This window comes from Nocardioides ochotonae (assembly GCF_011420305.2).
GTDB lineage: Bacteria > Actinomycetota > Actinomycetes > Propionibacteriales > Nocardioidaceae > Nocardioides > Nocardioides ochotonae.
The window spans coordinates 304,496-318,168 of record NZ_CP061769.1; the positions used below are offsets into that span (position 1 = coordinate 304,496).

The 13,673-nt window shown below is 72.6% G+C and carries 13 protein-coding genes; 8 read left to right on the plus strand and 5 right to left on the minus strand.

Going from position 1 to position 13,673, the window contains the following annotated elements:
* Positions 1–29 precede the first annotated feature (29 nt).
* Together HBO46_RS01515 and HBO46_RS01520 are read left to right on the plus strand one after the other, a co-directional pair.
* The gene (locus HBO46_RS01515) at positions 30–947 is read left to right on the plus strand and encodes a VOC family protein (RefSeq protein WP_166137699.1); all 918 of its coding nucleotides are present in this window, start codon (positions 30–32) and stop codon (positions 945–947) included.
* The gene (locus HBO46_RS01520) at positions 944–2,395 is read left to right on the plus strand and encodes an FAD-dependent oxidoreductase (protein ID WP_166137696.1); all 1,452 of its coding nucleotides are present in this window, start codon (positions 944–946) and stop codon (positions 2,393–2,395) included. Before HBO46_RS01515 ends, HBO46_RS01520 begins: the two co-directional genes overlap by 4 nt.
* A gap of 245 nt (positions 2,396–2,640) precedes the next feature.
* Here HBO46_RS01520 and HBO46_RS01525 read toward each other — a convergent pair whose 3' ends face one another.
* The 3 genes from HBO46_RS01525 to HBO46_RS01535 are packed head-to-tail and all read right to left on the minus strand — an operon-like array spanning position 2,641 to position 4,915.
* Positions 2,641–3,438, minus strand: a complete 798-nt coding sequence (locus HBO46_RS01525; RefSeq protein WP_166137693.1) for an SDR family NAD(P)-dependent oxidoreductase — start codon at positions 3,436–3,438, stop codon at positions 2,641–2,643.
* Positions 3,435–3,752 (minus strand): ferredoxin, encoded by a 318-nt coding sequence (locus HBO46_RS01530; RefSeq protein ID WP_166137691.1) that lies wholly within the window; start codon positions 3,750–3,752, stop codon positions 3,435–3,437. Before HBO46_RS01530 ends, HBO46_RS01525 begins: the two co-directional genes overlap by 4 nt.
* Entirely contained in the window at positions 3,752–4,915 is a 1,164-nt protein-coding gene (locus HBO46_RS01535; RefSeq protein ID WP_166137688.1) for a Rieske 2Fe-2S domain-containing protein, read from the minus strand. The genes HBO46_RS01530 and HBO46_RS01535 overlap by 1 nt, the downstream gene beginning before the upstream one ends.
* A 259-nt stretch (positions 4,916–5,174) precedes the next feature.
* Here HBO46_RS01535 and HBO46_RS01540 point away from each other — a divergent pair, with 259 nt between their 5' ends.
* Complete coding sequence (locus HBO46_RS01540) at positions 5,175–5,774, plus strand: TetR family transcriptional regulator (protein WP_166137871.1); 600 nt, start codon at positions 5,175–5,177, stop codon at positions 5,772–5,774.
* A gap of 28 nt (positions 5,775–5,802) precedes the next feature.
* Here the strand turns inward: HBO46_RS01540 and HBO46_RS01545 are convergent, their stop codons facing one another.
* On the minus strand, positions 5,803–6,726 hold the full coding sequence (locus HBO46_RS01545; RefSeq protein WP_166137685.1) for a 3-oxoacyl-ACP reductase: 924 nt from the start codon (positions 6,724–6,726) through the stop codon (positions 5,803–5,805).
* A gap of 174 nt (positions 6,727–6,900) precedes the next feature.
* Between HBO46_RS01545 and HBO46_RS01550 the strand changes: the two genes are divergently transcribed.
* The 4 genes from HBO46_RS01550 (at position 6,901) to HBO46_RS01565 (ending at position 10,971) form a co-directional block, all read left to right on the plus strand.
* Positions 6,901–7,773: a MaoC/PaaZ C-terminal domain-containing protein gene (locus tag HBO46_RS01550; RefSeq protein WP_166137682.1), complete on the plus strand. Its 873-nt coding sequence runs from the start codon at positions 6,901–6,903 to the stop codon at positions 7,771–7,773.
* Between the two features lies 1 nt (position 7,774).
* Positions 7,775–8,401: a PaaI family thioesterase gene (locus HBO46_RS01555; protein WP_166137679.1), complete on the plus strand. Its 627-nt coding sequence runs from the start codon at positions 7,775–7,777 to the stop codon at positions 8,399–8,401.
* A 7-nt stretch (positions 8,402–8,408) separates the two neighbouring features.
* Positions 8,409–9,875 (plus strand): MFS transporter, encoded by a 1,467-nt coding sequence (locus HBO46_RS01560; protein WP_166137676.1) that lies wholly within the window; start codon positions 8,409–8,411, stop codon positions 9,873–9,875.
* Positions 9,876–10,002: 127 nt separating this feature from the next.
* Complete coding sequence (locus HBO46_RS01565; protein WP_191480188.1) at positions 10,003–10,971, plus strand: MsnO8 family LLM class oxidoreductase; 969 nt, start codon at positions 10,003–10,005, stop codon at positions 10,969–10,971.
* A gap of 8 nt (positions 10,972–10,979) precedes the next feature.
* Here HBO46_RS01565 and HBO46_RS01570 read toward each other — a convergent pair whose 3' ends face one another.
* Positions 10,980–12,629, minus strand: coding sequence for a class I adenylate-forming enzyme family protein (locus HBO46_RS01570; protein WP_166137669.1), 1,650 nt, complete (start codon positions 12,627–12,629; stop codon positions 10,980–10,982).
* 203 nt (positions 12,630–12,832) lie between these two features.
* On the opposite strand from HBO46_RS01570, the gene HBO46_RS01575 reads away from it, so the two are divergent.
* Positions 12,833–13,594 carry an SDR family NAD(P)-dependent oxidoreductase gene (locus tag HBO46_RS01575; RefSeq protein ID WP_166137666.1) on the plus strand — a complete coding sequence of 254 codons (762 nt, stop codon included), beginning with the start codon at positions 12,833–12,835 and terminating at the stop codon, positions 13,592–13,594.
* The last annotated feature ends 79 nt before the right edge of the window (positions 13,595–13,673 follow it).

Here is a 13,673-nt window from a genome sequence, read left to right on the forward strand (position 1 = left end):
CGCAGAAGTGCAGTCTGGAAAGAGGAAAGATGACGCAGATCCGAGGACTCGGCTACCTGAAGGTGCAGAGCCAGGACATCCCGCGGTGGCGTGAGCTGACCGTGGAGTGCCTCGGCCTCCAGGAGACCACCGGCCCCGAGCCGGACGCGCTCCACCTGCGCATGGACGAGCGGGCCGCGCGCCTGATCGTCGTGCCCGGCGACACCGACCGCGTGCTCGCGGTCGGCTGGGAGGTCCGCGACCAGTTCGCGCTCGCCGCCGTCGGCCGTGCCGTCGAGGCCGCGGGCACCGCGGTCAAGGTGCTCACGCAGGAGGAGTGCGACCTGCGGCGCTTCGAGGCCGGCATCCGCTTCGACGACCCCGCCGGCACCCCGACCGAGGTCTTCTTCGGCCCGATCCTGGACCACAGTCCGGTGATCACCGTGCACGGCAACACCTTCGTCACCGGTGGCCAGGGCATGGGCCACGTCGTCCTCCCGACGACGATGCCCGACGAGACCGTCGCCTTCTACACCGAGGTGCTCGGCTTCCTGCCCCGCGGCTCGATCCGCGTCAGCCCGCCCGGGGTCTCCCCGGCGCGCCGCGTGCGGTTCATGGGCGTCAACCAGCGCCACCACAGCCTCGCGGTCTGCCCGGCGCCCCACGGCGAGGCGCCCGGCCTGGTGCACCTGATGATGGAGGTCGCCGACCTCGACTCCGTCGGGCGCGCGCTGGACAAGGTCAACAAGCACGGCTTCTCGCTCTCCTCGACGCTGGGCCGCCACACCAACGACAAGATGGTGTCGTTCTACGTGCGGGCGCCCGGTGGCTGGGACCTCGAGTACGGCTGCGAGGGCATGCTGGTCGAGGAGGACCACTACACGGCCGAGGAGATCACGGCGGACAGCTACTGGGGTCACGACTGGGCCGGCTCGGAGCCGCTCGCGGCCTTCACCCCGCCGTCGTGACCGTCCCGGTCCGTCTCGCCGACGTCGCCCGCGTGGACCACGAGACCGACGTGCTCGTCGTCGGTCTCGGCTGCGCGGGCGGCGCTGCGGCGCTGGAGGCCCGGCGTACCGGTGCCGAGGTGGTGGTGCTCGAGCGTGCCAGCGGAGCCGGTGGATCCTCGGCCCAGTCGGGCGGGGAGCTCTACCTCGGCGGCGGGACCCGGGTGCAGAAGGCGCTCGGGTACGACGACGACCCGGAGAACATGTTCGCCTACCTCCTCGCCGCCCTCGGGCCGCACGCCGACGAGGAGAAGCTGCGGCTGTACTGCGCGGGCAGCCTCGAGCACTTCGACTGGTTCTGCTCCCTCGGGATCGACTTCGAGGAGAGCCTGTACGACGCCCCGAGCTGGATGCCGCCGACGCGTGACGGGCTGATGTGGCTGGGCGAGAACGCCTGGCCCTTCGACCAGATCGCCCGACCGGTCCCGCGCGGGCACCGGCCCTCGACCGAGGGCTTCGGTGGCTGGCTGCTGATGGACCGGCTCACCGCCGCGTGCACCGAGGCCGGCGTCGAGACCCACACCGACACCCGCGCCACCGCCCTCGTGGTGGACGACGCGGGCCGGGTCGTGGGGGTCACCGCGCGCCGCTTCGGCGAGGACGTGACCTACCTGGCCCGGCGCGGGGTCGTGCTGACCACCGGCGGGTTCGTGGACAACGAGCGCATGCTCCGCAACCACGCCCCCGACCTGCTCGGCCACGACAAGGTCAGCGACGGCCTCGACGACGGCAGCGGCATCGAGATGGCGGCCGCGCTCGGCGCCGCGACCCGGCGGATGGCCGCGGTCGAGGTCGCCTACACGGCGCTGCCGGCGATGGCGGTGCGCGGGATGCTGGTCAACGGACTGGGTCGGCGCTTCGTCAACGAGGACGTGTACCCCGGCGTGTACAGCCACGCCGCCCTGCACCAGCCCGGCCCGTGCTGGGTGATCCTCGACGAGGAGGGGCTGGAGTCGATCCCCGCGCAGGACCTGTGGGGCGTGCGGCCCACGCACGCCGCGGAGACCCTCGAGGAGCTCGAGGAGGAGCTCGCGATGCCGCCCGGGTCGCTGCGCGACACCGTCGCGGCGTACAACGAGCACGCGGCGCGGGGCGAGGACCCGTACTTCCACAAGAACGCCCGCTGGCTGCGTCCCCTCACCGGGCCGTTCGCCGCGGTCGACCCGCGGCTCGGCTTCGGCACCACGGCCGGCCAGGAGAACACCGGCTTCCGCGGGTTCACCCTCGGTGGCCTGCACACCGACGTCGACGGCCAGGTGCTGTCGGTCGCGGGTGCGCCGGTGCCCGGCCTGTACGCCGCGGGCCGGGCGACCTCCGGCATCCACGGCCACGGCTACGTCTCCGGCACCTCGCTGGGCGACGGCACGTTCTTCGGCCGTCGCGCCGGCCGCACCGCCGCCGCCGGCTGACTCCTCGCCTCTACGGCCGCCCCGGTCGCGCCTCCACGGCGGCCGGGGCGGTCTTTTCATGTCGTCCGGCGAGTCGGCTCTTGTGGTGTGCCGAGTCGGCGCTCGTGGCGACGTACCCGTCCAGAAGTCTCGACTCGAGCGTGAGAAGTCTCGACTCGAGCGTCAGAGGTCTCGATTCGACGAGAACGACGAGAGCCGGCCGCCCCCCTGGGGGGACGACCGGCTCTCGTGTGGTGACGCGGGTGCTACTCGCTCGGGGGCGGGAGCAGGTTGCGGGTCTTCTCGAGCGCGGCGCGCAGGAGCGCGGAGCGGTCGTGGCCGCTGCGGATCTCGACGAGGCGCTCGTTGCCGGCCGCGATCTGCACCGGCCCCTCGCTGAGCTGCGACAGCGCCTGGCGGGCGACGTCGTCGGGCTCGGAGACGTGCATGCCGGGGATGTCGAAGTTCAGCCCGGCCCGCTCCATGGCGGGGGTCCGGGTGACGCCGAGGATGAACTCGAGCACGTCGACGTCGTAGTCGGCCATCTCCAGCCAGAGACCCTCGGCGAAGACGCGGCAGAACGACTTCACCGCGGCGTACACGCTGATCTGCGAGGCACCCATGAAGCCGGCCAGCGACCCGACGAGCAGCAGACCGCCGCGGCGGCGCTCCTTCATCGGCGCGCCGAAGAGCTGCACGAGCGCCATCTGGGCGGTGATGTTGAGGTCGACGACGTTGCGGAACCGGTCGAGGTCGCCGGTGACGAACTCGTGGCCGTAGGTGTTCGCGCCGGCGTTGTAGACCAGCAGGCCGACCTCGAGGTCCGAGGTCGCCTCCTGGATCCGCTTCACCGAGTCGGGGTCGACGAGGTCGACCGCGAGGGTGCGCACCTCCACGCCCTTCGCCCGGACCGCCTCCGCGGTCTCCTCGAGCGGTCCGGGCTTGCGGGCCAGGAGCACGAGGTTGAGACCGGCGTCGGCGAGCTGGTGGGCGAAGGACGCGCCCACCCCCTCGGAGCCACCGGCGATGACGGCCCAGGGGCCGTAGCGGGACGGATCGATCACGCGTTGCTCGCTTCGGTCAGGGCTGCCGGGTTGCTCGGCAGCGGTTCGTCGGACAGGACGTCCAGGTCGCCCCGCACCGCAGCGGCTCGCACGGAGTCGCGCAGCGCGAAGCAGCCGACGAACGTCGCGCCGTTGGGCCCCGGGCGGGGCTTGGAGGCGCGGCGCTCGACGCAGGCCGCGACGGCCTGGTCGTTCCACTGGATCGTGGTCTGGTCCCAGCTGCTCTTGCGAGCCTGGACGGTGACCCCGCAGCTGGTGCAGGACACCGGCTGCATGGGAGCCGTCTCCAGGCGGACGTCGGGGCGCACTGCCATCAGACCGGCTGCTCCTGCTGGGCAGCGGCGCGACGGGCCATGTTCTCCTCGACCTCGCGACGCCAGGCGGCGTTCGGCTTGGTCGTGTCGATCTCGAACTCGAAGCGGTCGACCATCTCGGCCTGCACCTCCGCGACGTCGACGTAGAACTGCTCGTACCAGCGACGCAGCTGGTAGACCGGCCCGTCCTCCTCGCACAGCAGCGGGTTCTCGATGCGCGCCTTGTTGCGCCAGATCTCCACGTCCTGCTCGAAGCCGATGCGGATGAAGTCGCCCATCTTGCGCGCCATCCCCGTCGCGGCCTCGTCGTCGAGGCCGGGCAGCTTCTTGACCATCACGCCGTACTGGAGGACGAAGGAGTTCTCGTCGATCGGGTAGTGGCAGTTGATGAGCACCGAGGGGACGTCGTTGCCGTCCTCGTAGTGGTAGGTCAGGTCGTCGATCATGAACGACGGGCCGTAGTAGCTCGCGGTGGAGCTGGTGCCCTTGTTCTTGGGCGCGCCGCTCCCGCTGGCCTGCGGACGGGCGACGTCCTCGCGGCCCTCGCCGTTCATGATCTGCGTGGCCACGTGGCCCTCGAAGATGTTCTTGAAGTACGTCGGGAACGAGTAGTGCACGTAGAAGAAGTGCGCCATGTCGACCACGTTGTCGACGATCTCGCGGCAGTTCGCGCCCTCGATCGTCGTGGTGTACCAGACCCAGTCGGTCCACTCGGGGTCCTCGTAGCCGGCGATCTTCGGGATCGCGGCCTCGGCCGGCGGCGGGTTGCCCTCCGGGTCGTTCCAGACGAAGAGCATGCCGTCCTGGACCATCGTCGGCCAGGCGGCGGTGCGGGCGCGCAGCGGGACGCGGCGGGCGTAGGGGATCGACTTGCAGCGGCCGTCGCCGCCCCAGCGCCAGTCGTGGAACGGGCAGGCGATCTCGTTGCCCTTGACCTCGCCCTGCGAGAGGTCGCCACCCATGTGGCGGCAGTAGGCGTCGAGGACGTTGACCTTGCCGTCCTCACCCGCGAACACCACCAGCTTCTGGCCGAAGGCCTTGATCTGGTGGGGCTTGCCGTCGGTGAAGTCCCGGATCAGGCCCAGGCAGTGCCAGCCACGGGCGTACCGGGTGGGCGCGGGGCCCGTCTCGATGTGGCGAACCTCGTCCTCGACTGCGGTCATTGTGCTTCTCCGTTCCCTGTCAAGAGTCCCGTGTCGGACCGCATCAGCGGCCGATCTGAGGATCTCCGAGTGTGCTCGTAGCCACAGCCTGCCCCCGACCCGAGTCCCACTCATCGAAACGTCACGCGAGGATCGGGCACTGCTGCGTCCGGCGGCGTCCGATCCCACTCACCGGTAGCCTCGAACCCGCCGGCGACCCATCCGGTCCCAGCATCGTCGCCGGTTGGACCCCGAGAGCAGAGGAAGAGGTGGCGTGCCCGTGCCGCGGATCGCAGAAGGCCGACCGGCCGCAGAGCCCAGCTCCTCGGAGCAGAAGGAGCGCCACCAGCGCATCCTGCGTGCCGCCTCCCGCCTCGGTGCCGAGCACGGCCTGGAGCACGTGCAGATGCACGACGTGGCGAAGTCCGCCGGCGTCGCCATCGCGACGCTCTACCGCTACTTCCCCTCCAAGACCCACCTGTTCACCTCGGTGATGCGCTACCAGGTCGAGCGGTTCTCGACGAGTGGCGCGCTGCCCGTGGGGCTGCCGCCCGCGGAGGCGGTGGAGTCGCTGCTGGTGGGGATGACCCACGAGATGGCGCGGCGCCCGAAGCTCTCGCTGGCGATGATCCAGTCCAACAACCAGGCCCAGTCCGCCGCGACGCCGGAGTCGGCGGCCAACGACGCGATCTTCCAGCAGGTCGTCCTCGAGACCGCGGGGCTCAGCGACCCCACCGAGGAGGACGACCGCCGGGTGCGCCTGATCGTGCACTGCTGGTACGGCGTCCTGATCTCGGTGCTCAACGGACGCCTGGGCATGGCAGAGGCCGAGGGCGACATCAAGATGGCCGCCCGGCTGCTGCTCGCCGAACGTCCCTGAGCCGCCCCCGGCCCTGTCGTGGTGCGGGTCAGCCGTTGAGCGTCTCGACCCCGGTGGTGTCCAGCTTCGCCACGCTGTACGCCGCGTAGGTCTGGTGCTCGGAACGGTCGGCGAAGTACGACGTGAGCTGCTCGTCGAGCTCCTCCACCGAGAACGTGCCGCCGGCGGCGGTGAACTTCTGCTCCACGACCGGGGCGGCCATCAGCGCCACGAAGTCGCCGTAGGTCACGAACACCTGGCCGCTGATCCGCTCGGCGGCGGGGGAGGCGAGGTAGGCCACGAAGGTGGCGACGCGCTCGGGGGCCAGGATGTCGAGCTCGCGGTTCTCCGGGTCCTCCGCGAAGACCTTGGAGGTCATCTCGGTGCGCGCCCGCGGGCAGATCGCGTTGGCGGTGACGCCGTAGCGGGCCAGGCCGCGCGAGGTCGACAGCGTCAGCGCGACGATGCCGGCCTTGGCCGCGGCGTAGTTCGCCTGGCCGGGGGCGCCGAAGAGGAACGCCTCGGAGGCGGTGTTGATGATCCGCCCGAAGACCGGCGCGCCCGCGGCCTTCGACGCGGCGCGGAAGTGCACCGACGCGGCGCGCGAGAGCGAGGCGTGGCCCTTGAGGTGCACCCGGACCACGTCGTCCCACTGCTGCTCGGACATGTTGAACAGCATCGTGTCGCGGGTGATGCCGGCGTTGTTGACGATGATGTCGAGCCCGCCGTAGGTGTCCACGGCGGCGTCGACGAGCTGCTGGCCCATCTCCCAGGTGCCGATGTCGCCCTTGACGGCGATCGCTGCGGAGCCGAGGGCCTCGATCTCGCCGACCACCCCGTCCGCAGCGTCGCCCATGTCGTTGACGACCACGTTCGCGCCACGCGCGGCAAGGGCCAGCGCCTCGGCGCGCCCCAGTCCGGCGCCCGCTCCGGTCACGACGGCGGTGCGCCCCGTGAGGTCGGTGTTGCCCATCGACACACTCCTGTTCTGCTGCTCGTCGGGGCGGGCGGCAGCCCGGCCCCCGGTCGTGGCGACCCTAGGAGGGGGTGCGTACGCCGCCCCGGCGGGGATCCCGATGAGTGGACCGCGGTCCAGTCAGTGGGACCGGGGCTCGACCCGGTCCGCGCCGGGTGGTGGCGTAAGGCCGTGCCCATCGACGTCGCGACCGCGCTCGGCGCGGAACCCACCGTGCGCGAGGTCTGCTGGACCCCGCGCGACGTGCTCCTCTACCACCTGTCCCTCGGGGCGGGCCGGGACGCCGCGAGCGACCCGGAGCTCGCCTACACCTTCGAGCGCGGCCTGCAGGTGCTGCCGACCTTCGCCATGGTCGCCGGCAAGGGGCTGTCCGCGGGCGACGAGGGCAGCGCCCCGGAGCTGCGGATGCCCGGCATCGACATCGACCTGCGCCGGATCCTGCACGGCGGCCAGGCGCTGACCGTGCACCGGCCGCTGCCGGCCCAGGGACGCGCCACCCTCCGCACCCGGGTCGCCGAGGTCTGGGACAAGGGCAAGGCGGCGGTGATCGTGCTCGAGCACGACGCCCGCGACGAGCAGGACCAGCCGCTGTGGACCACCCGCATGCAGATCTTCGCGCGCGGCGAGGGCGGCTTCGGCGGCGAGCCCGGCCCGGAGAGCGCCTGGAGCGCCCCGGAGCGCGAGCCCGACCACGTGCTGGAGTCCCCGACGCGCGCCGACCAGGCGCTGCTCTACCGGCTCAACGGCGACCTCAACCCCCTGCACATCGACCCCGGCTTCGCCCGGGCCGCCGGCTTCGAGCAACCGATCCTGCACGGGCTCGCCTCCTACGGCATCGTCGCCAAGGCGATCGTCGACGGGCTGCTCGACGGCGACGCGACCCGGCTGGAGTCGCTGTCGGTGCGCTTCGCCGGCTCGATCCACCCCGGCGAGACGATCCGCACCTCGGTGTGGCGTGACGGCGAGGAGCTGCTGCTGTCCGCGACCTGCCCCGAGCGCGACGGCCAGCCGGTCCTGACCCACGCGACAGCCCGGGTGCGCTGACGTGGTCGCGGGGGAGTCGTTCCGGGAGTGCTCGGCGCCGCCGGTCGACGGCGGCGTGGACGCCGCCGTGGCCGCCGTACGACGGCTCGCGGAGGCGCTGCTGCGCACCGGCGACGGTACGGCGGTCGACCTCGACGACCTGGCCCGGCGGATCACCGCGCTCAGCGAGGAGGTCGAGGAGCACACCCCGGCGCTGGACACCCGGATGGTGGACATGTGGTCCGGCGAGGGAGCGACCCGCCACGACCCGGTCACCGGCCCCGAGAACGCCCTCGCGCCACCGCTGCACCTCACCGGCCACGACGACGGCTCGGTCTCCGGCACGGTCCGGCTCGGGGTGCTCTACCAGGGCCCGCCCGGCTGCGTGCACGGCGGTGTGAGCGCCCTGCTGCTCGACCACACCCTCGGCGTCGCCAACGCCTGGGCCGGCACGGCCGGGATGACCGGCACGCTGACGGTCCGCTACCACGCACCCGTGCCGCTGCACGAGGACCTGGTGGTCAGCGGGCGCCAGGAGCGGGTCGAGGGACGCAAGATCTGGACCACCGGGACGATCTCCCACGACGGGAAGGTGCTGGTGAGCACCGAGGGGCTCTTCATCGACGCGCTGCTGCAGCGCCCCCGTTGAGCAGCAGGTGACCTCGGGCAGCACCACCACTCCGCGGTCGGGGGACGCCGCACCGGGCGCTCCGCGACCGGCCGCGGTGATCATCGTGCTGTGCGCGGCCGGCATCTGCGTGGCCCTGGTGCAGGCGATGATCTTCCCGCTGGTGCCGTCGCTGCCCGGCCTGCTCGACACCAGCGCCGCCGACGCGACCTGGGTGGTCAGCGCGACGCTGATGGCCGCCGCGGTGGCGACGCCGGTGAGCGGGCGCCTCGGCGACATGGTCGGCAAGCGCCGGGTGATCCTGGCCAGCCTGGGCTTCCTGATCCTCGGGTCGCTGGTCTGCGCGGCGTCCTCGAGCCTGCTGCCGATGATCGTCGGCCGGGCGCTCCAGGGCCTGGCGATGGGCACCATCCCGCTGGGGATCAGCGTGATGCGCGAGGAGCTGACCACCCGCCAGATGGCCACCGGCATCGCGGTGATGAGCGCGACGATGGGCATCGGCGGGTCGATCGGCATGCCGCTGAGCGCGCTGGTGCTCGCGGTCGCGTCGTGGCGGGCGATGTTCCTGCTGGTCGCGCTGCTCGCCTCGGTGTGCGCGGTGGCGGTGCTGGTGGTCGTCCCGCCGTCGCGGGTGGCCCGGCCGGGCCGCTTCGACCTCGTCGGGGCCCTCGGCCTCGCGGTGGTGCTGGTCGCGTTCCTCCTGGTGGTCACCCGCGGCCAGGAGTGGGGTTGGGCGAGCCCGCCGATCGCCGCCCTCGCCCTGCTCGTCGTCGTGGTGCTGGCGTGGTGGACCCGCTTCGAGCTGCGCCGGCGCGACGCCCTGGTCGACCTGCGGGTCGCGGCGCGCCCGACGATGGTGTGGGCCAACCTCGCCGCGCTCGCGCTCGGCTTCTCGATGTACCCCCAGGGCCTGGCCTTCCCGCAGATGATGAACGCCCCGGCCTCGACCGGCTACGGCCTCGGCCTCGACATGGTCATCGCCGGCCTCGTCATCGGCATCGGCGGCCTGACGATGCTGCTGCTCGCCCCGCTCGCGGCCCGCTTCATCGTCGTACGCGGCGCGCGGGTGAGCCTGATGGTCGCCGGCGTCCTGGTCGCGGTGTCCTACCTCGTGCCGCTCGTCTGGTACGACGAGCCCTGGTACTTCGCGCTCGCCAGCATCGTCATGTGCGCCGGCCTCGCCTTCGGGATGGGCGCGCTGCCCCAGCTGGTGATGTCGGCGGTCCCGGTCGGGGAGACCGGCGCCGCGAACGGCGTCAACGCCCTGATGCGGTCGCTGGGCCTCGCGGTCTCCGGTGCCGTGGTCAGCATCGTGCTGGCCTCCTCCACTCTCGACGCCGGCGGCGCGACGTACCCCACCCTCGGCTCGCTGCGGCTGAGCTATGCGGTCACACTGCTGGCCGCGCTCCTGGTCGTCGTCTGCGCCTGGCGGGTGCCGCGCGCCGGGGTGGCGGGTGTGGGTGCGGTGGGGGCGGGTCCGGCGGAGCGCTCGTAACTGCGCAACTGCGCGGACAAGTACCTGGTACGGCAAGGGACCGGTGTCCTTCCCAGCAGGTGCGCCGAAAGACACCGCCCCCGGACACCCCGGGAAGCCCAGCCCGCCCCCGGGCGTTGAGGACAGGGTGAGGCTCTCCCTGCTCGACCGCTCCCGGACCCGCGTCGGCCACCCCGACGCGGAGGCGCTGCACGCGACGGTGGCGCGCGCCGAGCACGCCGAGCTGATCGGCTACGAGCGGTTCTGGGTGGCCGAGCACCACGGCGTCCGCGGCATCGCCTCGGGCGCGCCCGCGGTGCTGCTGGCCGCGGTCGGGGCCCGCACCTCGCGGATCCGGATCGGCTCGGGAGGCGTGATGCTCCCGCTGCACCAGCCGCTGGTGGTCGCCGAGCAGTTCCTGGTGCTCGACGCGCTGCACCCCGGGCGGGTGGACCTCGGCCTGGGCCGCTCCCTCGGGTTCACCGCACCCGTACGCCGCGCGCTGCGCCGCGACCTCGACGTGCCCGACACCTTCGCCGAGGACCTGGCACAGCTGCGCGGCTACCTCGAGGGCAGCGCCGAGGTGACCGCACGCCCCGCGACCCGCGGCCGGGTGCCGATGCACGTGCTGGCCACCGGCCGCGGCATCGACGTGGCCGCGCGGCTCGGCCTGCCGGTGGTGGTCGGCGGACCGGTCCTCGACGCCGAGGAGCTCCCCGACCTGCTGGCCGGCTACCGGCGGCAGTTCCATCCGCACCTGGGCAGCACCCCGTGGGTGACGGTCTCCCTCGACGTGCTCGTCGCCGCCGACGACGCCACGGCCCGCGAGCTCGCGCTCCCGGAGGCATGGGCGATGGCGCTGGCGCGCCGCGACGGCGAGTTCCCGCCGCTGGAGCCGGTGGCCGACATCCACGCGGCGACCTGGCCCGACCAGGTGCGCCGCCGCGTCGAGGCCTCGCTGGACCGCGTCGTGCTCGGCAGCCCCGCGACCGTGCGCCGGCGCCTTGAGCGGCTCGCCGAGCACACCGGCGCCGACGAGCTGATGTCCAGCGCCTCGACGTACGACCGCGACGCCCTGCTCGTCTCCGACCGGATGCTGCGCGACCTGGTGGGCTGAGGGCGCGCTCAGACCTGCACGCGCGCCCGGACGACCTTGCCGGTGGCGTTGCGGGGCAGGGCCTGGTCGGTGATGCGCCAGTGGCTGGGGACCTTGAAGTAGGCCAGCGAGGCGGCGGCGTGCTCGCGCAGCTGCTGCTCGAGGACCTCCGCGTCGACGTCCTTGCTGCGTCGGACGACGACCGCGGCGACCTCCTGGCCCAGGTCGTCGTGGTCGATGCCCATGACGAGGACCTCGGCGACGTCGGGGTGCTCCATCACCACGCCCTCCACCTCGGCGGGGTAGACGTTCTCGCCGCCGCGGATGATCAGGTCCGAGCGTCGCGTGGACAGGCGCACCCGGCCCTGCTCGTCGAGCTGGCCGAGGTCGCCGGTGTGCAGCCAGCGGTCCGGACCGATCGCGGCAGCGGTGGCCTCGGGGTCCTCCCAGTAGCCGAGCATGTTGTAGACGCTGCGCGAGCAGATCTCGCCCTCGACGCCGGGCGGCAGCGCGTTGCCCATCGGGTCCCGCACCTCCAGCTCGACGCCGATGATCGGCCGGCCGAGGGTGCCCGGGGCCTGCTCGAGGTCGATCGGGGTGGCCACGGCGAGGGCGGTGCACGACTCGGTGAGGCCGTAGCTGTCGGCCAGCGACGCGGCGAACGGCAGCTCGGCGCGCAGCTGGTCCTTGAACTGCGGGGTGGAGGGTGCCGAGGCCAGCGCGAAGGCGGTCAGCGAGGAGGTGTCGTAGCGACCCAGGTCGCCGTGCTCGAGCAGCCGCTTGGCCATCGTCGGCACCGCTCCCCAGTTGGTCACGCGCTCGCGCTCGATCAGCCGCATGATGGCGTCCACGTCGAAGCCACCGAGGTGCATGCTGATCTTGGAGCCGGTCGCGAGCCGGGTGACCACCAGGTTGTGCAGGCTGCCGATGTGGAACAGCGGCATCACCAGCAGGTGGTTGCGGTCGCGGGGGTCGGTCGGGTCGCCGAACCCGGCGAGCAGCGCGTCGTTGTAACGGTGGTACTCCACGACGGCCAGCAGGTTGCGGTGGGTGTGCACGGCGCCCTTGGGCCGCCCCGACGTGCCGGAGGTGTAGATGATCACCGCCGGGTCGTCCTCGGCGATGGTGGCCTCGGGCAGGGCGCTGCCCCGGTGCTCGTCCACCAGCCGCGGCAGGTCCTCCTCGATGCTGAGCACGGTGAGCCCGTCGGTGGGGGTCACCAGCGCCGCGCGGCGCTGGTCCGCGACGAGCACCTTGGGCCGGGTGTGGCCCAGGCCGTAGGCGAGCTCGCGCTCGGTCCACCAGGCGTTGTAGGCGACTGCCACGGCACCGATCGAGACCGTCGCCCAGAAGGCGAGGACCCAGCCGGGGTTGTTCGCCGAGGCGATCGCCACCCGGTCGCCGGGCTGCACGTCGTACTCCTCGCGCAGCGCGTGCGCCAGGGCCGTGACCTGCTCGGCGTGCTCGGCATAGGACAGTCGCGACTCCATGGTCACGAGGTAGTCGCGCTCCCCGTGCTCGACCGACTGCTCGAGCAGGGCCCGCAGCGAGCGGTCGCGGTGCGCGTGGACGCGCAGCGTGGTCCCGAGGACCTCCTCCTCGACGAGCTCGAAGCGACCGCCGGGACCCGTGAGGTCGGCGATCACACGCATGGCGTGGGCTTGCAGGTCCGTGGTCATCGTGCCCTCGATCGGGTGGTGGCGTGACGGGGGAGGCGGTCAGTGTGGGCCGCCTCGAAGCGACACCCGCCACACTTCCCGATCACCGGGACGGGGACACCACCGGGTTCCGGTGATCGGGATCACACCGCCCCGGATCCGGTGTCGCCCCCTTGCATGGGCGGCCTGTGGCGGGTGCCGACTCCCGCCAGGAGGAGGCATCGATGGGATCGCTCGAGGGCAGGGTCGCGCTGGTGACGGGCGCCGGACAAGGCGTCGGGCAGGGCATCGCGCTCGCGCTGGCCACCGAGGGTGCCGACGTCGCGGTGCTCGGCCGCACGCCGGCCAAGCTGGAGACGACGTGCGGGCTGCTGCGCGAGCGCGGGGTGCGGGCCGAGGCGTTCGCCTTCGACGTCGCCGACACGGCCGGGGTGCCGGCGGTGGTCGACGCGGTCGCCGCCCGCTTCGGGCGCATCGACATCCTGGTCAACAACGCCTACACCGGCGCGTTCGGCCCGCTGTTGGAGCTGAGCGACGAGCAGTTCCAGCGTGGCTTCGTCTCCGGCCCGTTCGCGACGATGGCGATGATGCGCGCCTGTCACCCGCACCTGGCGGCCACCGGCAACGGCCACGTCGTCAACCTGGTCACCTCCGCGATGGTGCGCTGGGACCCCTCGACGTACGGCGGGTACGCCGCGGCGAAGCAGGCGGTGCGCTCGCTGACCCGCACCGCGGCGGTCGAGTGGGCGAGCGACGGGATCCGCGCCAACTGCATCGCGCCGCACGCGCTCTCGCCGGGGCTGAAGGCGTGGACCGAGGCCTTCCCCGAGGAGGCGGCGGAGTTCACCGCGACCATCCCCGCCGGGCGCATCGGCGACTGCGAGATGGACATCGGCCGCGCCGTCGTCGCGCTGGTCGGTGACGACCTGCGCTACCTCACCGGGGCCACCCTGCCGCTGGACGGCGGGCAGGCGTTCTTCGGCTGACAGGCGGGCGCTGCGGCGGCGCCAAAGAGGCTCCCGGTCAGTGAGAAACGCCGTGTGGCCCCGACCACACGAGCCCTAG

Bases quoted from the DNA above. Each gene is read 5' to 3' on its own strand.
- HBO46_RS01515 (WP_166137699.1), top strand. From the start codon at position 30: ATGACGCAGATCCGAGGACTCGGCTACCTGAAGGTGCAGAGCCAGGAC.
- HBO46_RS01530 (WP_166137691.1), bottom strand. From the start codon at position 3,752: ATGGCAGTGCGCCCCGACGTCCGCCTGGAGACGGCTCCCATGCAGCCG.
- HBO46_RS01535 (WP_166137688.1), bottom strand. From the start codon at position 4,915: ATGACCGCAGTCGAGGACGAGGTTCGCCACATCGAGACGGGCCCCGCG.
- HBO46_RS01545 (WP_166137685.1), bottom strand. From the start codon at position 6,726: ATGGGCAACACCGACCTCACGGGGCGCACCGCCGTCGTGACCGGAGCG.
- HBO46_RS01570 (WP_166137669.1), bottom strand. From the start codon at position 12,629: ATGACCACGGACCTGCAAGCCCACGCCATGCGTGTGATCGCCGACCTC.
- HBO46_RS01575 (WP_166137666.1), top strand. From the start codon at position 12,833: ATGGGATCGCTCGAGGGCAGGGTCGCGCTGGTGACGGGCGCCGGACAA.